Annotated in this window: 20 protein-coding genes; 6 read left to right on the top strand and 14 right to left on the bottom strand. The window is 64.6% G+C overall.

The window, feature by feature from the left end; translation table 11 throughout:
- Positions 1-22: 22 nt before the first annotated feature.
- The 5 genes from ACKTEK_RS00205 to ACKTEK_RS00185 form a co-directional block, all read right to left on the bottom strand.
- Positions 23-688 (bottom strand): HupE/UreJ family protein, encoded by a 666-nt coding sequence (locus tag ACKTEK_RS00205; protein WP_409163229.1) that lies wholly within the window; start codon positions 686-688, stop codon positions 23-25.
- A 91-nt stretch (positions 689-779) separates the two neighbouring features.
- Positions 780-1,229, bottom strand: coding sequence for a cyanase (gene cynS, locus ACKTEK_RS00200; RefSeq protein WP_409164854.1), 450 nt, complete (start codon positions 1,227-1,229; stop codon positions 780-782).
- Positions 1,229-2,176, bottom strand: coding sequence for an ABC transporter ATP-binding protein (locus ACKTEK_RS00195; protein WP_409164853.1), 948 nt, complete (start codon positions 2,174-2,176; stop codon positions 1,229-1,231). Before ACKTEK_RS00195 ends, cynS begins: the two co-directional genes overlap by 1 nt.
- A 61-nt stretch (positions 2,177-2,237) precedes the next feature.
- Positions 2,238-3,086 carry a nitrate ABC transporter permease gene (gene ntrB, locus ACKTEK_RS00190; protein ID WP_409163228.1) on the bottom strand — a complete coding sequence of 283 codons (849 nt, stop codon included), beginning with the start codon at positions 3,084-3,086 and terminating at the stop codon, positions 2,238-2,240.
- Positions 3,087-3,157: 71 nt separating this feature from the next.
- The gene (locus ACKTEK_RS00185; RefSeq protein ID WP_409163227.1) at positions 3,158-4,660 is read right to left on the bottom strand and encodes a CmpA/NrtA family ABC transporter substrate-binding protein; all 1,503 of its coding nucleotides are present in this window, start codon (positions 4,658-4,660) and stop codon (positions 3,158-3,160) included.
- Between the two features lie 420 nt (positions 4,661-5,080).
- On the opposite strand from ACKTEK_RS00185, the gene ACKTEK_RS00180 reads away from it, so the two are divergent.
- Positions 5,081-7,030 carry a sigma 54-interacting transcriptional regulator gene (locus ACKTEK_RS00180; RefSeq protein WP_409163226.1) on the top strand — a complete coding sequence of 650 codons (1,950 nt, stop codon included), beginning with the start codon at positions 5,081-5,083 and terminating at the stop codon, positions 7,028-7,030.
- 23 nt (positions 7,031-7,053) lie between these two features.
- Here ACKTEK_RS00180 and ACKTEK_RS00175 read toward each other — a convergent pair whose 3' ends face one another.
- Positions 7,054-7,689 carry an ANTAR domain-containing response regulator gene (locus tag ACKTEK_RS00175; protein ID WP_409163225.1) on the bottom strand — a complete coding sequence of 212 codons (636 nt, stop codon included), beginning with the start codon at positions 7,687-7,689 and terminating at the stop codon, positions 7,054-7,056.
- A gap of 182 nt (positions 7,690-7,871) precedes the next feature.
- Here ACKTEK_RS00175 and ACKTEK_RS00170 point away from each other — a divergent pair, with 182 nt between their 5' ends.
- Genes ACKTEK_RS00170 through ACKTEK_RS00160 form a run of 3 tightly spaced genes read left to right on the top strand, consistent with a single transcriptional unit; the run spans position 7,872 to position 13,400 of the window.
- A complete protein-coding gene (locus ACKTEK_RS00170) occupies positions 7,872-8,651 on the top strand; it encodes an ImuA family protein (protein WP_409163224.1) in 780 nt (259 codons plus the stop codon).
- Positions 8,542-10,104: a Y-family DNA polymerase gene (locus ACKTEK_RS00165; RefSeq protein ID WP_409163223.1), complete on the top strand. Its 1,563-nt coding sequence runs from the start codon at positions 8,542-8,544 to the stop codon at positions 10,102-10,104. Before ACKTEK_RS00170 ends, ACKTEK_RS00165 begins: the two co-directional genes overlap by 110 nt.
- Entirely contained in the window at positions 10,101-13,400 is a 3,300-nt protein-coding gene (locus ACKTEK_RS00160) for an error-prone DNA polymerase (protein ID WP_409163222.1), read from the top strand. The genes ACKTEK_RS00165 and ACKTEK_RS00160 overlap by 4 nt, the downstream gene beginning before the upstream one ends.
- 9 nt (positions 13,401-13,409) lie before the next feature.
- Here the strand turns inward: ACKTEK_RS00160 and ACKTEK_RS00155 are convergent, their stop codons facing one another.
- From ACKTEK_RS00155 to ACKTEK_RS00120, 8 genes are all read right to left on the bottom strand, one after another.
- Complete coding sequence (locus tag ACKTEK_RS00155; protein WP_409163221.1) at positions 13,410-15,620, bottom strand: CHASE domain-containing protein; 2,211 nt, start codon at positions 15,618-15,620, stop codon at positions 13,410-13,412.
- A gap of 29 nt (positions 15,621-15,649) precedes the next feature.
- A complete protein-coding gene (locus tag ACKTEK_RS00150; protein WP_409163220.1) occupies positions 15,650-16,009 on the bottom strand; it encodes an Hpt domain-containing protein in 360 nt (119 codons plus the stop codon).
- A complete protein-coding gene (locus ACKTEK_RS00145; protein WP_409163219.1) occupies positions 16,006-16,404 on the bottom strand; it encodes a response regulator in 399 nt (132 codons plus the stop codon). The genes ACKTEK_RS00150 and ACKTEK_RS00145 overlap by 4 nt, the downstream gene beginning before the upstream one ends.
- Before the next feature lie 17 nt (positions 16,405-16,421).
- Complete coding sequence (locus ACKTEK_RS00140; protein WP_409163218.1) at positions 16,422-17,471, bottom strand: HlyD family secretion protein; 1,050 nt, start codon at positions 17,469-17,471, stop codon at positions 16,422-16,424.
- Between the two features lie 2 nt (positions 17,472-17,473).
- Positions 17,474-18,736, bottom strand: coding sequence for a glycosyltransferase (locus tag ACKTEK_RS00135; RefSeq protein ID WP_409163217.1), 1,263 nt, complete (start codon positions 18,734-18,736; stop codon positions 17,474-17,476).
- A complete protein-coding gene (locus tag ACKTEK_RS00130; RefSeq protein ID WP_409163216.1) occupies positions 18,733-20,607 on the bottom strand; it encodes a response regulator in 1,875 nt (624 codons plus the stop codon). The genes ACKTEK_RS00135 and ACKTEK_RS00130 overlap by 4 nt, the downstream gene beginning before the upstream one ends.
- Before the next feature lie 336 nt (positions 20,608-20,943).
- Positions 20,944-21,702 carry a response regulator gene (locus ACKTEK_RS00125; protein ID WP_409163215.1) on the bottom strand — a complete coding sequence of 253 codons (759 nt, stop codon included), beginning with the start codon at positions 21,700-21,702 and terminating at the stop codon, positions 20,944-20,946.
- 38 nt (positions 21,703-21,740) lie between these two features.
- Positions 21,741-22,274, bottom strand: a complete 534-nt coding sequence (locus tag ACKTEK_RS00120; protein WP_409163214.1) for a pyridoxamine 5'-phosphate oxidase family protein — start codon at positions 22,272-22,274, stop codon at positions 21,741-21,743.
- Positions 22,275-22,640: 366 nt separating this feature from the next.
- On the opposite strand from ACKTEK_RS00120, the gene ACKTEK_RS00115 reads away from it, so the two are divergent.
- Both ACKTEK_RS00115 and ACKTEK_RS00110 read left to right on the top strand, forming a co-directional pair.
- Complete coding sequence (locus ACKTEK_RS00115; protein WP_409163213.1) at positions 22,641-23,918, top strand: tyrosine-type recombinase/integrase; 1,278 nt, start codon at positions 22,641-22,643, stop codon at positions 23,916-23,918.
- A complete protein-coding gene (locus ACKTEK_RS00110; protein ID WP_409163212.1) occupies positions 23,915-24,967 on the top strand; it encodes a hypothetical protein in 1,053 nt (350 codons plus the stop codon). Before ACKTEK_RS00115 ends, ACKTEK_RS00110 begins: the two co-directional genes overlap by 4 nt.
- Positions 24,968-24,978 lie beyond the last annotated feature (11 nt).

Genomic DNA, 24,978 nt, shown 5'->3' with positions numbered 1-24,978 from the left:
TTTTGCTTGGGGCGTTCTCGCCTCAGGCCAGGCCGAGCATCGTGAAGGCCGCGCCCTCGATGCCTTCCAGCGCCAGCAGCGTGCCGACACCGGCAACCGCCGCACCCGCCATGCGGGGCATGACGGAGCCTGCATCCGACGCCTTGTAGAAGGCAGCGGTTGCAAAGCCCGCACCCAGCGCGATGGCGTACTGGATGGCGCCGAGGCCAACGAGGTAGCCGGCAAGGACGGCTGCACTGACGCTTTCCTGCTCGGCCAGCGCGCCGCCGAAGGCAGTGCCGTGGAACAGGCCGAAGATCGCGAAGGCCGGTAGAACCATGCGCATGTGGAGGGTCTTGCCGGTGACGAGCATGCCGCCGACCACGAGCAGCGACACCACGATGGCGGCTTCAGCCATGGGCAGGCCGAGGCCGGACGCCGAGAGGCCGACGCCCGCGATCATCGCCGCGATATAGGCAAACGGCGCGGTGAGGCCGCGGCCCGCGACCATTGCCGCGACGCCGACCGCCAACACGAAGAACAGGTGATCGAAACCCAGCACCGGGTGACCGAATCCCGACAGCAGGCCGTCGGCGAAGCTGGTCATCGGCGCGCCGCCCAGGGGGTGGTGGGCAAAGGCCGGAACGGCGGAGGACACGGCGGCGAGAGCGCCGAGTGCAAGGGAAGCGGATTTGCGCAATGTGATCATGGGTGAACTCCGTGGGTTCGATTGTGTTGCTTGCCTGGTCTTTGTTGTCTGTGTGACGCGGTGTGCCTCCTGCGCCGCAGTGGTGCCGCCGTCAGTAACTCTTGTAGGGAAGGAACTTGCCGGACATCGTCACCTGCACGCGGTCGCCCTTGGGATCGGGGATGCGGGTGATGTCCATGTCGAAGTCGATGGCCGACATGATGCCGTCGCCGAACTCTTCCTCGATGAGGCCCTTCATGGTCGTGCCGTAGACCATGACGATTTCGTAGAGACGGTAGATGAGCGGGTCGGTCGGCACCGAGGAGGGCAGCGAACCGCGATAGGGCACGGTCATCAGCTGGGCGATTTCCTCTTCGGAAAAATTGATGCCGATGGCGGCACCCGCCTTTTCCGCCTGTTCCTTGGTCAGCGAGATCTGGCCCAGCAGAGCGGCTGTGGTCCATTCCTTGGACTGGCCGACGGCCTCCGCGATCTCGGACCATTTCTTCCCGTTGAGCGTCTTGTAAGCGACGATCTTCTCGGTGAGCTCTTCGCGGGTGATCATGACGCCTTCTTCTCCTTTGTCGCCGTTTCATCGGATGCGGGAGCCGGGTTGCCGGCCGCCGCGGAAACACTGGCCGCGGGCCGCACCACAGGCGGGTTGCGCGGGTCGAACCCTTCAGCGGCAATCTCCTCGGCGAAGGTCTTCGAGCGGTTGACGAGGAACTCGATGAGGTGATTGCGCATGGGGTAGTAGTTCGGGTGGTTGTGCATGTCGGAGCGCGTGCGGTCCTCCGGCAGCGTGTTCTCCACGATCTCGCAGACGCGGGCGTGCGGACCGTTGGTCATCAGCACGATCCGGTCGGCCAGCAGGATGGCCTCGTCAATGTCGTGGGTGATCATGAAGGACGTCTGGTTCGTCGCCTGGCAGATGGAGACGAGTTCGTCCTGCAGGCTGCCGCGCGTCAGCGCGTCCAGCGCCGAGAACGGCTCGTCCATCAGCAGGATTTTCGGCTCGATGGAGAAGGCGCGGGCGATGCCGACTCGCTGCTTCATGCCGCCGGACAGCTGCGAGGGCTTCTTGTGCTCGGCGCCATCCAGATGAACCATGTCGAGATATTTCTGGCACTGCTCGCGCACCTTGGCGCGGCTCCAGCGCGGCCAGCGCGATTCCACGGCGAAAGCGATGTTGCCGAGCGCCGTCATCCACGGCATCAGCGCGTGGCCCTGAAAGACCACGGCGCGGTCGAGGCTCGGGCCGGTGATTTCCTTGCCGTCGACGATGACGTGCCCGCTGGAGGGGCTGTCGAGGCCCGCGAGGATGTTCAGAAGCGTGGTCTTGCCGCAGCCCGAATGGCCGATGAGGCAGACGAACTCGCCCTCGTGGACAGTGAAGTTCACTTCGCCGAAAACCTGGGTTTCGCCCTTGCCTTCGGGGTCGGGAAACCGCCGCTCCAGTCCTTCGACGCGGATCATCTTGCGTGCGGTCTGTTCGGGGGCGTCCGGCATGGACTCTCCTTCAGTGTCAGTGTTCGAGATGGCGAGTTGCAGCGAGGCGGGCGTCATGGAGTCACTCCGCGTAGGCGACGAACTTCGCCGCCCGGCCAAGCGCCAGATCGAGCAGCATGCCGACCAGCCCGATGAAGATGATCGCGGTGATCACCCCGGTGATGGACAGGTTGTTCCACTCGTTCCACACGAAGTAGCCGATGCCGGTGCCGCCCACGAGCATCTCGGCAGCAACGATGACCAGCCACGCGATGCCGATGGAGATGCGCATGCCGGTGAGGATCGTCGGCGCAGCGGCAGGCAGGATCACCCGGAACGCGGTGCGCAGGGAGCCGACTTCCAGCGTCTTGGCGACGTTGAGCCATTCCTTGCGCACGCCGGAGACGCCGAAGGCGGTGTTGATGAGCATCGGCCAGATGGAACAGATGAAGATGACGAAGATCGCCGACAGGCTGGAATCCTGGATCGTGTAGAGCGCCAGCGGCATCCACGCGAGCGGGGAGACCGGCTTCATGATCTGGATGAACGGATCGAGCGCCCGGTAGATGATCGGGCTCATGCCGATGACGAAGCCGAGCGGTATCGCGACCAGCGCCGCCAGCCCGAAGCCCGAGAGAACGCGGAACAGCGAATAGGCGAGCTGGATGCCGATGCCCTTGTCGTTGGGTCCCGCGTCATAGAAGGGATCGGAGATGTGGCCCCACAGCGCCTTTCCGACTTCCAGCGGCTTGGGGATGGCGCTGTCGCCGTCCGTCGCCTGCTTGCCGAGCAGGGCTGCATATTCGGGGTCGAGACCTTCGGCGGCCGGCCCCTGCTGGGCCAGCACCAGCATGTGCCAGGACAGGAGGAATAGAACGAGGATGACGATCGAGAGAACCCCCGACTTCAATCCCAGATTCTTGTCTGTCATGAGCGCTCACCCCGTGTTGCGTCTGGTTGGAAAGTCCGGGCGGCACCCCGCCGCCCGGACCGTTTTGGCAATCAGCCCCGCTTGATGTCGAAGCTGTCGATGTAGGCTTCCGGCTCGGCCGGATCGAAGGTCTTGCCCATGATCGTGTGCGACTTGTAGGTGATGTCCGGCGGGGTCTGGCCCATGTCCTTCATCACGTCCTGCGCATCGGTCGCGAGGTAGACCTGCTCGGCGATCTGCTTGAAATCGATATCGCCTTCCACGTAGCCCCAGCGTTTCATCTGGGTGAGAATCCAGATGGCGAAGGAGTGGTAGGGGAAGGGGTCGAAGTCGATGCGCGTCGGCTCGTTGCGCACCTTGCCGAGACCGTCGGCGAAGCGTCCGGTGAGAACCTGCTCGACCACGGTGGTGGGCTGGTTGAGGTAGTTCTTCGGCGAGATCGCCTCGGCAATCTCGGGCCGGTTGGCCAGGTCCTGCGAGTAGGCGGTCGCATCCAGGATCGACTTGAACAGCGCCAGGAAGGTGTTGGGCGTCTCGTCGATGAACTTCTGGCTGGCGGCGAAGGCGCAGCAGGGGTGCCCGTCCCAGATTTCCTTGGTCAGCTTGTAGATGAAGCCGACACCGTCGAAGACGGCACGCTGGTTGAACGGATCGGGCGAAAGGTAGCCGTCGAGATTGCCGGCCGACAGGTTGGCAACCATTTCCGGCGGCGGAACCACGCGGATCTGGATGTCCTTGTCGGGGTCGAGACCGGCTTCGGCGACGTAGTAGCGCAGCAGGAAGTTGTGCATCGAGTACTCGAACGGCACGCCGAAGGTGAAGCCCTTCCACTTTTTCGGGTCCTGCTTGTCCTTGTGCTTGTTGGCGAGGGTGATCGCCTGGCCGTTGATGTTCTCCACAGCCGGCATCGTCCACGGCACCGAGGTCGAACCCGCGCCCACCGTGATCGCCAGCGGCATCGGCGTCAGCATGTGGGCGGCGTCGTATTCGCCCGACAGCGACTTGTCGCGCGACACGGCCCAGCCGGCCGTCTTGATGACCTCGACGTTCAGGCCGTAGCGCTCGTAGAAGCCGAGCGGCTTGGCCATGATGATCGGCGTGGCGCAGGTGATCGGCACGAAGCCGACGCTGAGATCGGTCTTTTCCAGTTCGCCCTTCGCCTCGACGATGGCTGCCTTCAGCTTGTCGAGCGGGATGAACTGGGAGACGGCGGCCAGCGCGGTGGCGCTGCCGACGCCGCGCAGGAAGGAGCGGCGGTTGGTGTCGGTTCCGAAGAGACCCTTCATGACGGCGGATTCGACGCAGCGCGCGAGAACCGCTTCCTGGTCGTTCCAGTCGACGTCGGGATCGGTGTCGGCGACTTCGTCCACCTTGTCGGCGCTCATCGCCTGCTGGCGCTGCTGGTGTGCCTGTTGGGCGGTTTCCGCGCCGGTCGTCTCGGAGGAATAGAACCGCGAACCCATCTGGGCCTGCGACATGGCGGCCTGATGCTCGAACATGGTCGCGTGCATGCCGCACGGACAACCGGTCCAGAGGATTTCGTCGGGATTGAAGGGATTGCTCAATGCACCCATTGGAAGTGTCCTGTCTTTTTCGTGGGAGTGCGCCAGACGTTGCGGCGGCCCCCGTTCGGCCTTCTTCAGCCCTGCATTGCCCGACCCCCATCAGTCGAACGCCGCGGCGAGTGCGCCCTGCCCATTGCCATCATCAGCCTGAGGACGCGCGTCGAGTAGACGGTCCTTCCCTTCCAAGAGTCGTGCCAGTTTCCGTCGCGGGGAAAATTCCATTCGGATTCAAAGGTTTGCGCAATCCGCGCCGAAAAATGCTGCTTTGCAAAAAAATGTAATTTGCAAAAACTGGTAATTGCGATTTACGATTTGTTGAAAATTCCGATGAGAGACGGAAATTCGGTCGCCAATGTGCGCGACGAGCTGCGCAACAGCGATCAAACGGCCTGAAACCAACTGTTTTTCGAGCAAAAGTGAGTTTTGCGCGTGCGAAATGACGAGACGGGCCATGCCGATGGCGACGTGACCGGCCAGGAAAGCGAACATCTGGCGGCGACTGCGGCCTTCGCGGACGCGGAGTTCGGCGTCATCGTCGTCGATCCGTTCGATGACCGGATCCTCGCCGCCTCCAGGCCCGCGACGGCACTGATCGGCGTCAGCGAAGCCGAACTGCTGGGCATGAGCGTGCGCGGGCTGTTCCGCACCGCAATCGCCGATCTCTTCACGATGACGCTCGCCTGCCTCGACGGGCCGGGCCAATGGCAATCGGAATTCGAGCTCCTGACGCCCAATCGCGGCCCGGTGCTGGTGGAATGCCACGCTTCGCGGTCCGGCCCGGAGGACGCGCGCCGCATCGTCATGGCGCTGTTCGATGCCCGCAAGATGCGCCGCCGCCACGCCCGCGCCGAACTTGCCGCCATGTACCGGGGCGATGCGGCCACCATCCGCGAAACGGACCGGCTGTTCCGCGACCTGGAGCGCGGCAACCGGCTGATCCTCAACGCAGCGGGCGAAGGCATCTACGGGGTGAACCGGTTCGGGCAGACCACCTTCCTCAACCCGGCGGGCGAGCGCATGCTCGGCTGGAAGGCGGAGGAGATCGTCGGCCAGGTCGCGCACGACATCATGCACCACAGCCAGAACTGCGGTGACCCCTACCCCATTGAGGATTGCCCGATCTACGCCGCCTTCAAGGACGGCGCGGTACACGAGGTTCGCGACGAGGTGTTCTGGCGCAAGGACGGCACGTCCTTCCCTGTCGAGTACACCTCCACTCCCATCGAGGACGAGGGCAAGCCGGTGGGCGCGGTCGTCGTCTTCCGCGACATTTCCAAGCGCCGCGAACAGGACAACGCGCTGAAGACCGCGCTGGAGGAAGTGCAGAAACTGCGCGCCCGGCTGGAGATGGAAAAAGCCTACCTGCTCGACGAACTGGGCGAGCACCACAACCGCCACGAGATCGTCGGCTCCAGCCCGGCCATCGCCCACGTGGTGCAGCAGATCGACCTCGTCGCGCCAACCGAGGCGACGGTCCTCATCACCGGGGAATCCGGCACCGGCAAGGAACTCATCGCGCGCGCCATCCACAATGCGAGCCCGCGCCGCAACCGCCCGCTGATCCGCGTCAACTGCGCCGCGATCCCTGCTGAACTGTTCGAGAGCGAATTCTTCGGCCACGTGCGCGGCGCCTTCACCGGAGCTGTGTCGGCGCGCGCGGGGCGCTTCGAACTGGCCGATGGCGGCACGCTGTTTCTCGACGAGGTTGGCGAGCTACCGCTCGAGCAGCAGGGCAAGCTTTTGCGGGTGCTGCAGGAAGGGCAGTTCGAGCGAGTCGGCGACAACAAGACGATGAATGTCGACGTGCGCGTCATCGCGGCGACGAACCGCGAGCTTCGCAACGCCATCATGGAGCAGCGCTTCCGCGAGGACCTCTATTTCCGCCTCGCCGTCTTCCCGATTCATTCCGCGCCGCTGCGCGAACGTCCCGAGGACATTCCCCCGCTCGCCAGCGTCTTCCTGGAGCGCGCCGTTGCCCGCCTCAACCGCACCATCGCGCCGCGCCTCAGCGTCGCAAATATCGAGCAGCTCCAGACCTATCACTGGCCCGGAAACATCCGCGAACTGGAGAACGTCATCGAGCGCGCGGTCATCGTCTCGCAGGACGGACGGCTGCATTTCGACCTTCCCGCCAGCCGCCGTCCGGCGCAGCGCGATGGCAGGGGCGAGGCGCTGTCCGGCGAAGCCGCGCAGCCGCAGATTTCCAAGCGCTCGGATATCCACAAGCTTGAATCGGATGCCATTGTCTCAGCGCTGAAGCGCAGCATGGGCAAGGTGTCGGGACCGGGCGGGGCGGCGGAGCATCTCGACATGAAGGCGACGACGCTCTACGCGCGCATCAAGCGTTTCGGCATCGACCCGCGCGACTACAAGGGCTGACGCGCTTCAACGCAGCGAGTGGTTCAGCCGAGCAGTTCCTTGGCCTCGATGATGGAGCGCGCGATATCGGCCATGGGCGTGTTGCGCGTCATCGACAGCTTCTGCAAATGGGCAAAGGCGTCGGCCTCGTTCAGGTCGCGCGAGGCCATGACGATCTGCTTGGCGCGGTCAATGAGCTTGCGCTCGGTCAGCGCGCGCACGGCATCTTCGCGCTCGGCTTCCAGCGCGCTGATGCGCTTGTGCAGGCTGATCGCGCCGACCACCCCGGCATGGACGCGGTCAGCATTGACGCCGAGCGGCTGGCAGAAGGTCGCGCCCGCCGAGACCGCCCTGGCGATGACGTCCGGGTCGCCGCTTTCGGTCACCACGAGGATCGGCTTGTCGGCGGCACCGGCCAGCTTTCCGATGGCCTCTATGTCCTTGCCGTTCATGGAGTTGGTGTAGAGCACCAGCAGGTCGATCGCGGTTGCCTGCTTTGCCGCATTGGCGCTGCCCAGCATCAGGATCGCCTCGTCGACGCTGGCGACCGTCTGCGCCACGGCATAGCCGCGGTCGGACATGATGGATGCGAAGAGCCGGGCGCGGTCGCCCTGCGCGTCGATCAGCAGCGCGCGGTATTCCGCGCCGGGCTTGAGGCGGACATTGCCCTGGTCACGCATGGGTCGCGTCTTTCCAAGTGCTAGAACGGGTCGGCCCAAACCTGCACCAAGCGAACCGGTGCGGCAAGCGTGGGGAGTTGGAGACTCTCTCTACAGCTTCGCGCAATCGACCCAAGACACCCGATTGACTCTTGGCCGGACTCACAGTCTGATTAGAACAAAACAGGAACATATATGAATCGATGCAGGACACGCTCGCAACATTGCGGCGCAGGATGGAGGCCGTGCAGGCCCGCCCGCGCGCCCGCGGCGCCATCGCCTTCGGCGAGGAGGAGATGGACCGCGGGCTGAACGGCGCGTTCCGGCGCGGGGCGCTGCACGAATGCGCGGTGGGCGAGGAGGCCGAAGGCGCGGTGCTGAGCGGGTTTGCCGCCGGGCTTGCGCACCGGATCTCGCCGGGACCGGGGCGGATCGTGTGGATACGCCAGACGATCAGCGAGCTGGAAACCGGCGCGCTCTACCCGCCGGGGCTGGTGGCGCTGGGGCTCGACCCGGACCGGGTGCTGGCGGTGCGCACGCGGCGCGCGGAAGACGCCCTGCGCGCAGGGTTGGAGGCGGCGCGCTGTTCGGCACTGCCGGTCGTCTTCATCGAGACGTGGCGCTCGCCGGGGCCGCTCACACTGACGGTGAGCCGGCGGCTTGGACTGGCGGCGGAGCGGTCCGGCGTCACCGTCATCGTGCTGCGGGTGGGCGGCGAGATGCGCCCGAGCGCGGCCTTCACGCGCTGGCAGGTGCGCGCCGCGCCTTCGCGCGCGCTGGGAGCCAATGCGCCGGGCCTGCCGGCCTTCGAACTGACCTTGTTGCGTAACCGTGCCGGGGCGAGCGGACAGCGCTGGTGCGTGGAGTGGGATCATGACAAACGCCAATTCCGGACCCTCCCGCCGCTACCTGGCCGTGTGGTTCCCCTTCCTGCCGAGGGACCGGCACGCATGGCAGGCGCGCCGCTGCAACAGACCGGTTGAGACGCCGCTGTGCTTCACCACCAAGGAGCGCGGGGCGCTGCGGATTTCAGCCGTCGATCCGGCTGCCGCCGACCTCGGTATCGCGGCGGGGATGAAGCTTGCGGACGCGCGCGCGCAGCTTCCCCGGCTTGCGGCAATCGACCATGACACGGCCGCCGACCAGGGCTGGCTGGAGCGCCTCGGCACCTCCTGCGACCGCTACACGCCGATGGCCTCGATTGCCGGGACTGATGGGCTGATCCTCGACATCAGCGGCTGCGCACACCTGTTCGGCGGGGAGGAGGCGCTGCGGGCGAACCTGCTGGCGTGGCTGTCGCGCCATGCCGCCCACGTGCGCACCCACATTGCAGGCACACCCCATGCCGCCGACGCGCAGGCCCGCTTCGGCGCGCCGGGCATCACCCCTTCGGGCGGCGAGGCGCAGGCCGCATCCCCGCTGCCGGTCGAAGCGCTTTGCTGCGAGGCGGAAGCGGTGACGGCTCTGCGCCGCGCGGGACTGAAGACGCTGGGCGACCTTGCCTGCCGCCCGCGGTCAGTCCTTGCCGCGCGCTTCGGGAAGGAGGCGGTGTCGCGGCTTGCGCGCATCCTCGGCGAGGAGGATATCGGCATCACGCCGCGCCGCCCCCTGCCCCCGCTGAGCCTTGAGCGGCGGCTTGCCGAACCCATCGCGGACGTGGACACGGTCCTCGATATCATCGGCCAGCTTGCGACCGGCATGGCGGACGAACTGCGCCGGCGCGGCGAGGGCGGGCGGCGTTTCGCGGCGCGCCTCTTCCGGGTCGACGGACACGTGACGACGCTGGAGGTGGAAACGGCGCGCGCCTCGCGCGATGCCGATGCCGTCATGCGTCTGTTCCACGAGCGCATCGAGACCATGAACCAGCCGCTGGAGCCGGGCTACGGGTTCGACCTCGTGCGCCTCGCGACCCCGGCGGTGGAGCAGATGGACGCGCGGCAGAACAGCCTCGACGGGCACGCGGAGGAAGACGACGCGGTCAGCGATCTCGTCGACCGGCTGGTGACCCGGCTGGGGCGCGAGGCGGTGCTGGAATACGGCGCCAACCAGTCGCACCTGCCGGAACGCGCCGCATCGGAACACGCCGCCGACACGCACGGGACAAATCGCGCGCAATGGATCACCCCGCGCGACGGGGAGGCGCCGCTGCGCCCCGTCCACCTGTTCCGGCGGCCCGAACCCATCGAGACGCTGGCGCAGATTCCAGACGGGCCGCCGCTGCGGTTTCGCTGGCGGCGGGTGCTGCACGAGGTCGCGCGCGGCGAAGGGCCGGAGCGCATCGCGCCGGAATGGTGGCAGCCGGGCGAGGACATCCACATCCGCGACTATTACCGGCTGGAGGACAGCCAGGGCCGGCGCTTCTGGGTCTACCGGGAGGGCACCTACGAGGACACGCGCCAGCCGCCGCGCTGGTACATGCACGGGCTGTTCGCATGACCGCCTATGCGGAGCTTGCCGCCACCACCAACTATTCCTTCCTGCGCGGGGCCTCGCACCCAGCCGACATGGTGTGCCAAGCGCTGGACCTGGGACACACCGGCATCGGTATCGCCGACCGCAACTCGGTGGCCGGGGTGGTGCGCGCCTACAGCGCGCTGAAGGACGCGCGCGAGGCGTGGCGCAAGGCCGGAGAAACCCGCCCCCTGCCCTTCACGCTGGTGGTGGGGGCGCGGCTCGTCTTCTGCGACGGGACGCCGGACATTCTCGCCTACCCGGAAAACCGCGCCGGGTGGGGGCGGCTGTGCCGGCTGCTGACGCTCGGCAAGCGCCGCGCAGCCAAGGGCGCGTGCGACATCTCGCTGGATGACCTCATTGCGCACGCCCGCGACCTGCTGCTGATCGTCATGCCCGGCCAGATGCGGGGCGCGGCGCTGGAACCGCTGCTGCGCCGGCTTGAAACCCATGCGCCCGGCGCGGTGTGGCTGGCGGCGCGGATGGCCTACGAGGGCCAGGACCGGCGCAGGCTTTGCAGCCTTGCGGAGATCGCGCGCGCGGCGGGCGTGCCGCTGATCGCGACCAACGACGCGCTCTACCACGACCGCGCGCAGCGCCCGCTGCAGGATGTCGTCACCTGCATCCGCGAGGGCGTCAGCCTCGATGCGGCGGGCTACCGACTGAAGGCGAATGCCGAACGCCACCTGAAGGAGCCTGCCGAGATGGCGCGGCTGTTTGCCGATGCGCCGGGCGCGATTGCCGAGACACAGGCGCTCCTGTCGCGCATTGGTTTCTCGCTCGACCAGCTTTCCTATAACTACCCGGACGAGCCGGTTCCACCGGGCAGGACCGCGCAGGAATGGCTGGAGGAACTGACATGGCGGCATGCCGCCTTCCGCTACCCGAAAGGTGTGCCGCAGAAGGTGGACGCTGTCCTGCGGGACGAGCTTCGCCTGATCGAGGAGCTGAACTACGCGCCGTATTTCCTCACCATCCACGACATCGTTCGCGTTGCGCAGGACAAGGGCATCCTGTGCCAGGGGCGCGGATCGGCGGCCAATTCGGCCGTGTGTTTCGTGCTCGGCATCACGGTGGTGGACCCCGCCGACCACGACCTGCTGTTTGCCCGCTTCATCTCCTCGGAGCGCAAGGAGCCGCCGGATATCGACGTCGACTTCGAGCACGAGCGGCGCGAGGAGATCATCCAGCACATCTACCAGCGCTACGGACGCCACCGCGCCGGCATCGCCGCCACCGTCATCAGCTACCGGCCGCGCAGCGCCATGCGCGAGGTGGGAAAGGTCTTCGGCCTGACCGAGGACGTGACGAACCGGTTGTCGGGCACGGTGTGGGGCGGCTACAACCGCGACATCTCCGACCGCTACATCCGCCAGGCGGGGCTGGACCCGGAGAACCCGACCATTCGCCGCACGCTGGACATGGCGCAGCGGCTGCTGGGGTTTCCGCGCCACCTGTCGCAGCATGTCGGCGGGTTCGTGCTGACGCAGGACAGGCTGGACGCCATCGTGCCCATCGGCAACGCGGCGATGGAGGATCGCACCTTCATCGAGTGGGACAAGGACGACATCAGCGCGCTCAGCCTGATGAAGGTCGACGTGCTGGCGCTCGGCATGCTGACCTGCATCCGCAAGTGCCTCGACCTGATGCGCGCCCACTGCGATATCGACTATGCGCTGGCCGACGTCCCGCGCGAGGACCCCACCGTCTACGACATGCTGTGCCGGGGCGATTCCATCGGCGTCTTCCAGGTGGAGAGCCGGGCGCAGATCAACATGCTGCCGCGGCTGCGCCCGCGCGAGTTCTACGATCTCGTCATCCAGGTGGCGATCGTGCGGCCCGGCCCCATCCAGGGCGACATGGTCCACCCCTACCTGCGCCGCAGAAACAACGAGGAAGAGGTCAGCTTCCCCTCGCCAGCGCCGGAACACGGACCGCCGGACGAGCTTGAGCAGGTGCTGAAGAAGACGCTGGGCGTGCCGCTGTTCCAGGAGCACGCGATGAAGATCGCCATCGTGGCGGCGCGCTTCACCCCGGACGAGGCGAACGCGCTGCGCCGCGCCATGGCGACGTTCCGGCGCGTCGGCACCATCGACACCTTCTCGCGCAAGATGGTGGAGGGCATGGTGAAGCGCGGCTACGACCGCGACTTCGCGGCGCGCTGCTTCGAGCAGATCAAGGGCTTCGGCGAGTACGGCTTTCCCGAAAGCCACGCGGCCTCCTTCGCCAAGCTCGTCTACATCTCGTCATGGATCAAATGCCACCATCCGGCGGTCTTTGCCTGCGGGCTGCTGAACGCCCAGCCGATGGGCTTCTACGCCCCGGCGCAGATCGTGCGGGACGCGCGCGAGCACGGCGTGCCGGTGCTGGCCACCGACATCAACCACAGCTTCTGGGACAACACGCTGGAGCGCGACGGGGACGGCGTGCTGGCGCTGCGGCTGGGGTTCCGCCAGATCGACGGCTTCCGGCAGGACTGGGCGCGCGCACTTGAAGCAAAGCGCGGGGCGGGCCTTGGGAGCGTCGAGGCGCTGTGGCGGCACGCGACCATTCCCAAGGACGGCCTGAAGCGGCTCGCCAATGCCGATGCGCTGCGCTCCATCGGGCTCGACCGGCGCAACGCATTGTGGGCCGTGCGCCGCCTGCCGGACGATGAACCGCTGCCGCTGTTTGAAGCCGCGCGAGCGCGCGAACTTGCCGAAGAGCGCCCCGCCGACCTGCCGCAGATGGGGCTTGGGGAGCATGTCGTCGCCGACTACCAGACGACGCGGCTTTCGCTGAAAGCGCACCCGATGGCGCTGCTGCGCGGAGTGTTTTCCAACGAGGGCATCCTCACCAGCGAAGAGATGGCGCGCCAGCGCGACGGGGCGTGGGTGCAGGTGGCCGGCGTCGTCCTCATCCGCCAGCGGCCGGGCAAAGGCAACGCCATCTTCATGACGCTCGAGGACGAGACCGGCGTCGTCAACGCGGTGCTGTGGGCGCGGCGGTTCGAGAGCTTCCGGCGCGAGGTGATGGCCGCCAAGCTGGCGCTGGTGCGCGGCCATGTCCAGCGCAGCAAGGAGGGCGTCATCCACCTGATGGCGACGTCCATCGACGATCGGACCCGCGAGCTGGACCGGCTGTCGGACAGCCACAAGGCCAACATCATGCTGTCGCGCGCCGACGAGTTCACCAACCCGCAATATCCGCGCGGCTACCAGCGCAAGGAGGACCTCGTGCCGAGCCGCGCGCAGCACCCACGCGACGCGCGCATCATTCCCAAGTCCCGCGACTTTCACTGAACGCGAAGCTCAGGCGACCTGTCCAAGCTCCAAAGCGTTCTGCAAGGCTGCGACATCTGCCTCGGCAAGATCGAAATAGAACGTTGCGCCCTGGCCCACGTCGGAGATGACGTGGATGCGGCTGCCGTGATGCTCGGCGATGAGCTGCGCAACCGGAAGCCCCAGACCGGTGCCTTCCTGCTGGCGCCCGTCGGAGGAATCCGCCTGGCGGAACTTCTCAAAGATGCGCTCGTGCATGTGCTTGGGAATGCCGGAACCGACATCCTTCACCGAGACACGGAACTTGTGGCCGACACGCTCGGCAGCAACTGTCACGACGGAGCCGAGCGGCGAGAACTTCAGCGCGTTTGACATCAGGTTGTTGAGCACCTGCGTCATGCGCGCTGAATCGGCAACGACGAAAGCCTCCTTGACCCAGTTCTCGAAGACGAGGCCCACGCCACGCGCCTGCGCGAAGCCGGAACACTCCTCGATGGCGGTGCTGATCACATCGCCCAGTTCGAGACGCTCAAAGCGGAACTCCATGTGTCCGGCCTCGATCTTCTCGATATCGAGAATATCGTCGACCAGCACGGCGAGCCGCTTGCCGTTGCGCTGCGCCATGTCGATCATCATCTTGACCTTGGCCGGCAACTCACCGAAATGCCCGCTGTTGATGAGCGACAGCGAACCGTTGAGCGAGGTCAGCGGAGTTCGCAACTCGTGGCTCACGACCGCAATGAACTCGTTCTTCAGCTTCTCGACCTTCTTGCGCTCGGTGACGTCTCGCAGCACGGCGGTGAACAGACGTTCGCCACCCACTTCCATCGACGAAATACTGATCTCCATCGGGAAAACCGACCCGTCAGCCCGCACGCCTTCCACATGGGCGCAAGTGATCCTGGCGTCGGTATCCCTGGTCGTGATCGCGGTAATCAACCGGCCTTCCCGCCGGTTGCGCGATCGCGGCGTCAGAAGCCGGCCCACCGTCATGCCGACGATTTCATCCTCGGGATAGCCGAAGATGGACAGGGCAGCCGGGTTCAGCGTGTCGATCAGCCCGCGCGAATTGAGCGTCACGATGCCTTCCTGCGCCGTCTCGACAATGGCGCGCGTACGCGCCGCCTGGTTGCGGAAGGATGCCGTCATCCTGTTGGCGCGCGAAAACTCGCGCGCGTGGCGCCGTCCCAGGGTCGAGATGACGACGAAGACCAGCACGTCGATGAGGAGGCCGCCGGCGGCAATCACCATCGGCTGCGCCTCTTCAGCCATGGACAGGTAACCCGGATGCGCGTGGAAGCTCAGTGTCCAGTCGTGACCGCCGGCCGCAAACGACAGCGTGCGCTGAAACTGCGATTCGCCGCCATCAGGCTCGGAGATGGAGTCCGTCGAGTAGAGCTGCAATCCACCCTCCGTCGACGTGCCGTCGTAGATATCGAAGTCGATGCTGGCGTTGCCGGCACCGAGGATTCCGCTCATCAGGTCGTTCATGCGGAACGGGCTGTAGACATAGCCCAGAAGCGCGGCCCGGCGCTCCTCGACCGTGGTCAGCGGTCTGAACCGCTTGTAGACGGGCAAGTACATCAGGAAGCCGAGCTGGACGTTTTCGTCGGTTTCCTGAACCAGTGTGACGGCGGAGGTGACGGCGGCCTCGCCCGTGTCGCGCGCGCGCTCCATGGCAGCGCGGCGGGAGGGTTCGGAGAACATGTCGAAGCCGAAGGCGCGCCTGTTGCGCCAGTCGAAAGGCTCGATGAACTCGATGGAGGTGTAGACGTCGCGCTCGCCCTTCGGGCGAACCTCGTACATCGGGAAGCCCTCGCCACGCACGGCTTTCTCGTGGTCCGCGAGTTCATCCGGCTGGATCACCCGGCTGAAGCCGAAGCCCTGAAGCCCCGTGTAATACTTGTCGACGTTAAGCGCCTTCACGAATTGCCGCCAGTCGGCGCGCGTGACGGTCTGGCTGGCCGCGAACAGGCCCACGCCGGCAATCAGCGCCTCTTCCTGGTCCTGCAGCCGCTTGAAGATGGCGGTCCGGATGTCTTCGGTCTCGAAAGCGAAGCGCTGCTCGGCGCTGCGCTGCACGAAGTCCTCGGCAACCATCCAGGCCCCGGCCGTGATCATCAGCGAAATCGCGAAGACGACCCAGGCCGACGTGGGGTGGTGGTTCGGATTGAGCGCATCGGCGATCCGGGCAAGCCAGCCCGCGTGTTCGCGCGTGTCATTGTTTGCGGAGTCAGGCATGGCTTTTCCGGATTCGCTTCTGGTGAGGCCTATCGGGCCATGGCCGCGAGATCGACGTTGAACAGCGATGAGTGACGCGGCTCGACGCCATGACTGGCGGTTGCGAGGTCGTTGTAGAGCGACTGGACGTGCAGCAGGTCGAAGGGCGGATAGGGTGCGGGCTGTGCCGACATCGGCTTCAGCTTTTCTTCCAGCACCGCGGCCGCCGCGCTGACTTGCGCAAAGCCCATCGTGCCGCTGGACCCGGTGATCTCGTGGGTCAGTTCATAGGCGCGGCGCGCCACCTGCCTGTCGGTGTTCAGGTTGGCAACCAGCAGCCGGATTTCGCCGACGGTTTCGGACAGCCACTCACAGTGGCGCTCGATCAGGGGATGAAGCGGATTGGTCATTCCGCGGCCTCGCTCTTCAGTGAATTCCAGATGCCGTTGATGCGGTCCGGCAGGGTCGACGGGTCGAACGGTTTCACGATCACGTCCACCGCGCCCATGCCGAGATACTGTTCGACTTCCTGCGTCTGCGCCTTGGCCGTCATGAAGACGACCGGCGTGTGTTTCAGGCTGTCGAATTCGCGCAGCCTTCGGAACGTCTCCAGCCCGTCCATGCCCGGCATCATCACATCGAGAATGATCATGTCCGGACCGAAATCGGCTGCGCCGGCCACCGCCATCTCGCCAGATTCGCAAACGTGAACGGTGAACCCCGCGATGTCGCTGAGGACGATTTCAGCGAGCGCGCGGATGTCACGGTCGTCCTCGACATAGGTTATCTTCTCAAGTTGCTTCATGGCCTGGTGTCCAGCTGTCAGTTCTTGATGTAGCTCAGCGGGTTGAGGTGTTTGCCCCAGCGCGAAATCGTGGAAAAGGCATTCGTTCTGCTTATCCTCACCTTCTGATGATAGGGAAACGACAGATTTTCATCGAATTTGATGTAAGCGATCTGGCTGCGGTCCCGCGGCTTGAAGGTGTTCTGGAATTCCTCCGGCAAAGCTTCCGTAACGGGCAAAATCTGGCTGACGACACCGGTGGTGTCGCGCTGGCCGTCGCTGACGCGAACCGACATGCCGACGTCGATGGAGAAGAGGTAGCTGCGCGGCAGGTAGGCCAGGACGTAGGGGCTGCCGTGATAGATGGAGAGGATCTGTTCGCCGGGGCGGTAGACCTCGCCACTGCTCGGAATGGACGTGCCGACGGTGCCGGAGACCGGCGCGCGGACAACACCGCCCGCATAATGGGCGGCGAGATCGTTGAACGCGGATTCCGCCGTCGAGCGCGCCTGCTCCAGCGTCGTCAGTTCGGAGGCGAGCGTGTTCGCTTCCGCCGACAGCTTCACGTAGTCCTGCCGAGCATCGAAGCTGGAGCGCATTGCCTCCTCGCGCCGGGCCGAGGTGATGAGCTTCTGGTTCGACAGGTCGTCGAACTTCGCGAGCATTTTCGTCGCTTCCTGTTCGCGGCGCTCGGCAAGCGGCAGCAACTGGGTCACCGTGGCAGCGCGAATGGCGAACTGGGCCGCCTGTGTCGACAGCACCGCGCGGCGCGCGGAGAGGTCGGCGAGCTGCTCCAGGATATGGGTGGACTGGAGCTGCAGCAGCGGTGCGCCAGCCTCCACCGCCTCGCCCTTTCCGACATTCACCGTGTCAATGCGCGCGAGGTAGGTCGTCGCAATGGTCGAGCGGTCGCGCACGACGAGGCCGTCGGCGCGCAGGAACACGTAGTCGCCCACGACATAGTCAAGCACGGCCAACGCCATCAGCGTCAGCAGCGTGCCGTAGATGATGCGGCCGGTGCGGTTGGTGGTGCGCCGCTGCTGGTTGACGAGATTGTCGGCTCTTGGCCGTTTGCGCAGTGTTTTCATGGCTACCACTTCCGCATCAGCCGGACTTTCGCCGGCACGTATTCATCGAAGACAGAGGCGTTGACGACGAGTTCCTGCACGTAGGCGTAGAGCCGCACGATGCGCAGCGCGGTGCCGTAGAACAGCGCAAGGCCCGGCAGGTAGAGAAGCTGGACGGGCGACGACAGCTTCGGGTAGGCGAGCGCGGCCATGCAGAAGGCGAACAGGTCGAGGAAGAACAGCGCGAAGGTCGCGGCCATCAGGATCGGCAGCGACAGGTCGGCATAGGACATCACCAGCCAGATGACGTAGAACGGCAGCATGCAGGCGGCGGCAAGCTGGAAGACCAGGTAGTCCAGCGCCGGAAGCAATTCGCTCCACCGGAAGTCCGGCGAGAACGGCGACAGCACGCGCAGGTGCTTGCGAAAGCGCAGGCGCAAAGCGTCCCGGTCCCAGCGCAGGCGCTGGTTGACGAGGGCGCGCCAGGTTTCGGGCACCTCCGTATAGCTCACCGCATCGTGGGCGAAGCGGATGCGCCACCCGGCCTTGCGCAGCCGCAACGTCACGTCGAGGTCTTCGCCGCCGCCCACATCCAGCCCCTGGATCTGGTCCAGCGCGGTTGCGCGGAAGGCGGCGAACGCGCCGGACGCGCAAACCACCTGCTCGCGGAAGTCAGCGGCGTGTTTTTCAAGCGACAGGCCGATGAGATACTCGATGGACTGCATCATCGTCAGCAGGCCGACATGGGCATTGCGGACCGAGATGTTGCCCGACACCGCGCCGACCGACGGGTCGGCCAGGGGCGCGACGATGTTTTCCAGCGCGTGGCGGTCGAAGGTGCAGTCACTGTCGATGTTGACCACGACATCGCCGGTTGCGTAGCGCAGCGACAGGTTGGTCGCCGCCGCCTTGCCCGCGCGCAGGTCGGTGCCGTGGTAGCCGTGGATGAGACCGGCGGCCAGCAGCGCCTGCATCCGCTCCATCATCTTGTCGCCGGAGCCATCGCTGACGACGATGATCTCGTCGGGCGCGCGCGTCTGCTCGCGGATCGCGCGGACGACGCGCTCGATGGAGTTTTCCTCGTTGTGACCGGCAATGACGACGCTGACCGTGCCGATGGGTCCGGTCGGCTTTTCGCGGTTGAAGACCATGTTGAGGATCGCCGCAATGGCAGAGATCGTGTAGCGCGGGATCTCGAAGATTGCGGTGAACCACAGCAGGGCCAGCAGGCTCGCGCCGCTCTGCGAGGTGAGATAGTTCAGGCCATCTGCGACAGGCCCGGTCATGCGGCAAGCTCGCTTGCGCCAAAGACGCGCAGGGTGCAGCCGGGATCGCGGGCGAGCAGTTCGACCGCCTCTGCAATTGCGACTTCCAGCCCGCGACGGGTGACCGCGGCATTCGCCCCTTCCACCAGCACGTAGTCGGCGTGGCCGCCGCGATGAACGCACTCGCTGTTGCCAAGGGCCGCGCGCAGGCTGTCCATGATGTTCTCGCGCGTGTTGCGCAACTGGCGCGGGCCGTCCGCCTGCTCGATCTCGTGCGCGTTGGCGTAAGTGATCTCGGCCAGCGCGAAATCGATTGCCTCCGCGGCGTGCCGCTTCAGTGCGCCATTGAGCGCGACCGCAAGGGCGAGCGGCAGTTCGGACATGCGCGTCACGGCGGACGTGTCGCCCATGATCGCGCGCCCGTTCTTGAGGACAGCGGTGCCCTGCTCGCTCAAAGCATAGGAATGGACATCCTTGTGCTTCACAGCCTCGCCCTTGTGATGGGCGTGGCAGTCGAGGCAGACGAACCCGACTTCCGGATCGGCGGCGGAATGGCCGCAGGAGCCGCAACACACCATCGAACCGGGACGATCATAGTCGATGCTGAAATGTGTCAGCTCGCGCCGGCACTTGGGGCAGACTAGGTCGTTGTCCTCGCGGAACTGCGACTCGGGCGCTTGGAACGCACAGACGAAGTGGTGGAGATAGCTCTCCTCGTGCAGATTTGCGCTGCCGCAATGGCGGCATTCCTCGCGCACGTGCAGGCGGGAGGACTTGCAGCGGTCGCACTGGTGAACGCGCTCGAAGAACTCGGATTTCAGCAGCCCGCCGGTGACCAGCGCATCGGCCTCGCGCTGCACGTCGGCGCTGGGCAGCGCGACGTTGTAGGCAACCAGCGTCGGGTCCTCGGGCCAGTAGTGCGGCTTGAGGTCCGATCCGCTGACGCGAACGCGGCCAAGCAGCTTGTCGGCCATCTTGTCGGACTTGCGGAAGTCGCGGCTCAGGCTCCGGCGGCGATTGTTGAATGCCAGCACCAGTCGCTCGACGGCCGCCGTGTCCGTGATGCCGAGCTTGGAGGCATCAAGGTCGGCGCGCGGGCCAAGCGTGCCCGACAGGTCGATGACGGGGAGCAGATGCAAGTCGTGACCGGCCCACAGGAAGGACAGGTCGGAGACGGTCGCGCGCTCGCACACGAGCACCGCGTCAAATCGTTCGAGGTCCAGTTCGCTGCCCGTCGTGCCGCCGGTCTCGATCAGTTCGAGGTCGTCTGGCCAGCGAAACAGGCGAAAGCCCTGCTGGGCGAGACCGCCGTCATATCGCGCGACGCTCCTGGATTCGGTTTCTGCCGGGACCGCCGCGGCGGCGGCAGCGGGCTGCGCCGGCCGGGCGGATGGCAGCGGGCGCGCATCACCGGGCAGGATCAGTTCGCCTTCGACCACCTTGCAGACATTGTCGAGGTTCAGCGGCTTGGGCACCACCGTGTCGAAGGTCTCGCAGTTGCCTTCGTGGCCGAGCAGGCCCTTCATGTCGGCGGTGATGGCAACCAGGCGCGGCGCGTCCGGCCCGTCGAGTTCCGCACGGAATCGGCGGGCAACCTCGATGCCGTCGAGTTCGGGCAGATGGAAATCGAGCAGGACAACGTCGTACTCGTTTTCCTGCAGCGCCTTCAGGGCCGCGCGTCCATCCTGCACGATGTCGACTACGTGTCCGCGCTGAGCCAGCAGGATGCGGAGCAGGTCATTGGTGACGGCGTTGTCCTCGGCCACGAGAACGCGCTGACCGCCTGGAAGGTACTCGACCTCTCCCAATACGGATTCCGCCGGTGGCGCATGCGAAACGGATGCGTTGTCATCGGCGTATTCCGGGTCGTGCAATTCTTCGGCTTTGAACATTTGGCACCCTGTTGGCTCTTCAATCGAAGATGGGCTTGCCCCCTTTAACTACCGGTTGATCGGAGAACTCGGGCGCAATCGCGCCCAACGCCTGGAAAGCGAGCGAAATCACGCGATTTTCTGGTATTTTAATCGAAATCCCGCGTTATTCTCTTAAATATCGCCTATTCGGCCCGTTTTTTCGGCTTTTGCGGCGTTTTGGGGCGCATTTGTTTGCCGGGAAAACTGCCGCCGATCGTTAACAATTGGCGACGGTCCGGTTGGCAGATGCGGGCGTACGCTTCCGACGTCCGGCGTCGTCAGGCTCCAACGCAAGGGTCCGTCACGGGGCGTGGATCAGTTGCCGGTGAACTCGAGCCCGAATTCCTTGTTTCGACCGACCCGCACCACGCGCGCGTGCGACCTGCCGACCGTCAGGGTCTCGTTGTGCTTGAGGGGCACGTCGGTGGTGATGGACGCGCCGAAGATCGACATGTTCTGGACGTAGCATTCGCCCACGCTTCCGGCGTCGGTCACGAGTGAGGCACCACTGATGGAGGTGATCTTCCGCTCGGCCCGGCGGCGGTCATACATGACGCCGTGTTCGTCGTGGTCAACACGCTTGGGGGCGTCGGGATCATGCGCGACCTCTTCCAGCCGCTTGACGGCTTCCGCGATGCTGCGCACGTGGGGATCGCTGGTCTCGATCGCGGTGTAGACTTCGGTCGCGACGATCGGCTTGGAGAACACCAGGTCCAGCGTCTCGCAATTGCGCGGGTCGGACAGCAGCCCCTCGATATCGGTCGTCATGCCGATGAAACGCGGCAGCTGGCGGCCGGGTCTGGCGCTCGCGCGGATGTGCTTGACGACCGAAATCCCGTCCATGTTGGGCAGGTGGTAGTCGATCAGGCAGGCCGCGTAGTCGTTGTCCTGCAGCTTCTTGAGGCCGGCAGCGCCGGTGCTGGCGGTCTCGACCCGGTAGCCGCGCCGTTTCAACAGCATCGACAGCAGGTCCCTGGTCACGTCGTTGTCTTCAACGACGAGAATCAGCGGCGTGGCCGTGTTGGCCGTCATCACCGGCAGCGTTTCCGCATCGCGTTCTGCTTCAGCGTACATCGTATTCAATTTGCGCTCCCCGTCTTCAATATTGGGATTCAACCGCGCCAAGCCCGCTGCTCCCGGCGGGTTTGGCCCATTGAGCCGCAAACTAAATCAGAAAGATAAAATGACGTTTTTCGAGATCGTCCGTTCTCAATCAATCCAATCCAACAACGATTAACCTTGCGGCAGAGCGGCGTTTGCGGCTTGAGCTGTTCAATAAGTGCCGGATCATCTTCGACCACCTTCGCCCTGCCCCAGATCTTCACGCGGACACGGCTTGCGTAGTCGATGAGGAACAGGAAGGCTGACGGGTTCTCCGACAGGTTGCCGACCGTGACGTATTGCCGGTTTCCGGCAAGGTCCGCGAAGCCGATCGTGCACTCGTCCAGCACATGCAGGAAGCCGGACGGGCCGCCGCCATGCTGGATGTCGGGCTGGCCTTGCAGGTTTGCCGTCCCGAGAAACGCGCTGTCCCGATCTTCAACGAAGGCCGCGATATCTGGCGTCAGCCGCGAGGCCCAGGGCCGCTTCTGCGTGAAGCGCTCCATCGCCTCGCGCGAGCCGTTGGCAGCCTGCGCTTTCTTCACCGCATCGGCTGGGCGCGGTGCGCCAGGTCGTCTGCGCCAGTCCTGGCAAGTGAGATCGGCAAGCCATGTTGCCGGCGAAGCTTCGCCTGCAGTTGCAGCGATAAAGACGGGTTGGAAGAAGGAAATGGCGCGCCCGAAAGGATTCGAACCTCTGACCCCCAGATTCGTAGTTTGAATCGCTTAGTACCGCACACATCGACACAGTATCATCAAGCCTCTGTTTTCTCTGCAATTATTTTGTCCCCGTTGCTGCGAGCATACCGGGGATTACGCACTGTTTCGCATTCATTTGCTGACACTGTGCTGACAAAACATGGCACATTCCGTGCGTCGTGATTTGCGGCAACCGAGGAAAACGAGTCAGCCATGCCAAGCCTCAGCAAACGTGTTGTCGACGCAGAGAAAGCCGACGGAAAACGAAGGATCGTTTGGGACAGCGCCATGCCGGGCTTCGGGCTTTTGGTGCTTCCATCAGGAACGAAGTCTTTCGTGCTCCAGTATCGCAACAGCCATGGCCGCTCTCGACGCATGACGCTGGGTCGCTATGGAACGATGACCGTCGATCAGGCCAGGAAACGTGCCCGTGAGTTGCTCGTCGATGTGTCGAAGGATCAGGATCCAGTTGCACTCAAGGCGAAACAACGCACGGCCCCGAAGGTCGACGATTTGCTCGATAAATATCTCACCGACCACGTCGAACGGCACAACGCGCCATCCACTCAAGCCGCCGTTCGAGACATCGTGGATCGGATAATCCGGCCCAAGATCGGGAAACTGCGCGCCGATGCTGTGACGCGCTCTGATATTGCCAAGCTGCATAGCGGAATGGCTGGCACCCCTCGACAAGCCAATTTCGTACTGTCGGTTATTTCCAAGGCCTTCAATTGTGCCGAGGCGTGGGGGATGCGGGCGGAGTTCACCAATCCGGTCCGTGGCATCAAGCGCTACAAGGAAAACCACCGGGATCGCTTCCTGAACGATCAGGAGCTGGCGAGGGTCGGTGCGGTCCTGAACGAAGCGGAGAAGCTTGGATTACCGTGGGCGATCAAAGCATCAGAGGCGACGCGAAAGCACCTCCCAAAGGATGCCAAGTCTCGACGCACCCCAGTCGACCCGTTCGTGCTGGCGGCAATCCGCCTGCTGCTGTTCACCGGTGCGCGCTTATCCGAAGTCCTGTCACTTGAATGGCGTCATGTCGATCTGGATGCGCGCACACTCTCGCTGCCCGCACGCAAAGGCGGCGGGCGAGCGCTGCACCCGATGAACGAAGCCACCGCCGATATTCTGGCGGGGCTACTCCGATTCGAAGGCTCCCCATTCGTTTTGCCGCGCGTGCGCGATCCTCAACGACACCTCGCCAAAGAGGTTGTCGAGAACGCGTGGCAGCGGATCCGCCACCATGCGCAGGTTCCGGATGTGCGACTTCATGACCTGCGCCACACGGTCGGTACCTTCGCGGCACGTAGTGGCGGCAACGCATTCCTAATCGGTCACTTGCTGCGGCATGCCAACATCTCGATGACGAGCCGGTACGTGAACCGTGACATGGACCCGATCCGTGCACTCTCCGATGAACTCGGCGAACGAATTGCGGCCGGATTGTCAAGCGCTGGCGGCTCGTCGAGTGGATCGTCTGAACAATGACCGAAGCGCTGGATCACGCTGAAGAGACGACGCCGACCGGCTTCCGGCGCTACAAGAGGAAGTATGACACAATCCGTCGACCATGGTGGATTTTCGAGTGGATCGTCGGCGAAGATCAGGACGCCATACCGCCATCCGCAAGTGAGTCACTGGCCAAACTTGATGAACTCGCCTCGGGGCTGATCGCAACAGAAACACGGCAGATGCGGTCCCGGAAATCTTTCCCGCATGTTCGCAGTCCACAAACCCAACAACTTGATACCCAGTTTGAGTACCTGTTCCGCATGACGTTCGGCCTGGATCAGAAATCCCCTGTCATGCAGCTGCGTATGGCGGTGGCAAGAGCCTGGCTGATGTCATGGTGTTACGCAGATTTATGGCTGACGCGGAAAGAACATGTGCAGAGGCTGAAGCAGCTCAAGGATCCCAACCGGGTCGAGGCGATTATCGCCTCCACAGAGGACTACTCGCTCCTTGTGCAAGCCATCGATCACATCGAATACGCCGATCACAGCGACTGGGTCGTGTGCGCTGAAGCCATTAGGTTGCAGGGCGATTGTCTCCGCAAACTCGCAGTGATGCTCGATCCAGACCGAACCCTGAAAGACCTCACGCAACAGAAACCAGAGAACTTTTTCTTCAGCAAACTTGCGGAGCTCTACACGTTCAGCTTTGGACGTGAGGTCCCTTTTCACGCCTCAGACAAGCACACGGTGCGCGGCAAGTCCCCGGACAGGCAGCTTTCAGAGTTCATCGAAACAGTTCTCCAACTGATCGGATATCCGGATCCGCTGGCCAGCAGGGATAGAAATCTCCGAGAGATCCGAAATCAGTCAGTAACATGCCTCTTCAACGCGCTTGGGAACATCAAGTATCGCATCCCCAAACTCGAACCTCACCTCTACGCCAAAGCGAAGGGGGAAGCGCGCAAGCTCGAGAGCTTCGATTTCTGCGCGAGCTATGACCAGCTCCATTCAGCGGCCTTGGTGAGCGAGTACGGGTTGACGCTGGACGAGCAATCCCTGCTCTACGCCTCCTGTCCGGCCTAACGTGCACGAAA

The sequence above is a fragment of the Tepidamorphus sp. 3E244 genome, from assembly GCF_046159835.1.
Taxonomy (GTDB): domain Bacteria; phylum Pseudomonadota; class Alphaproteobacteria; order Rhizobiales; family Tepidamorphaceae; genus JACKJK01.
Note: the sequence above shows the minus strand (reverse complement) of the source record. Positions and strands in the feature narration are given on the sequence as shown.

Bases quoted from the DNA above. Each gene is read 5' to 3' on its own strand.
- ACKTEK_RS00205 (WP_409163229.1), bottom strand. From the start codon at position 688: ATGATCACATTGCGCAAATCCGCTTCCCTTGCACTCGGCGCTCTCGCC.
- ACKTEK_RS00195 (WP_409164853.1), bottom strand. From the start codon at position 2,176: ATGCCGGACGCCCCCGAACAGACCGCACGCAAGATGATCCGCGTCGAA.
- ntrB (WP_409163228.1), bottom strand. From the start codon at position 3,086: ATGACAGACAAGAATCTGGGATTGAAGTCGGGGGTTCTCTCGATCGTC.
- ACKTEK_RS00185 (WP_409163227.1), bottom strand. From the start codon at position 4,660: ATGGGTGCATTGAGCAATCCCTTCAATCCCGACGAAATCCTCTGGACC.
- ACKTEK_RS00175 (WP_409163225.1), bottom strand. From the start codon at position 7,689: ATGCGTGACCAGGGCAATGTCCGCCTCAAGCCCGGCGCGGAATACCGC.
- ACKTEK_RS00170 (WP_409163224.1), top strand. From the start codon at position 7,872: ATGCAGGACACGCTCGCAACATTGCGGCGCAGGATGGAGGCCGTGCAG.
- ACKTEK_RS00165 (WP_409163223.1), top strand. From the start codon at position 8,542: ATGACAAACGCCAATTCCGGACCCTCCCGCCGCTACCTGGCCGTGTGG.
- ACKTEK_RS00160 (WP_409163222.1), top strand. From the start codon at position 10,101: ATGACCGCCTATGCGGAGCTTGCCGCCACCACCAACTATTCCTTCCTG.
- ACKTEK_RS00155 (WP_409163221.1), bottom strand. From the start codon at position 15,620: ATGCCTGACTCCGCAAACAATGACACGCGCGAACACGCGGGCTGGCTT.
- ACKTEK_RS00150 (WP_409163220.1), bottom strand. From the start codon at position 16,009: ATGACCAATCCGCTTCATCCCCTGATCGAGCGCCACTGTGAGTGGCTG.
- ACKTEK_RS00145 (WP_409163219.1), bottom strand. From the start codon at position 16,404: ATGAAGCAACTTGAGAAGATAACCTATGTCGAGGACGACCGTGACATC.
- ACKTEK_RS00140 (WP_409163218.1), bottom strand. From the start codon at position 17,471: ATGAAAACACTGCGCAAACGGCCAAGAGCCGACAATCTCGTCAACCAG.
- ACKTEK_RS00135 (WP_409163217.1), bottom strand. From the start codon at position 18,736: ATGACCGGGCCTGTCGCAGATGGCCTGAACTATCTCACCTCGCAGAGC.
- ACKTEK_RS00130 (WP_409163216.1), bottom strand. From the start codon at position 20,607: ATGTTCAAAGCCGAAGAATTGCACGACCCGGAATACGCCGATGACAAC.
- ACKTEK_RS00125 (WP_409163215.1), bottom strand. From the start codon at position 21,702: ATGTACGCTGAAGCAGAACGCGATGCGGAAACGCTGCCGGTGATGACG.
- ACKTEK_RS00115 (WP_409163213.1), top strand. From the start codon at position 22,641: ATGCCAAGCCTCAGCAAACGTGTTGTCGACGCAGAGAAAGCCGACGGA.
- ACKTEK_RS00110 (WP_409163212.1), top strand. From the start codon at position 23,915: ATGACCGAAGCGCTGGATCACGCTGAAGAGACGACGCCGACCGGCTTC.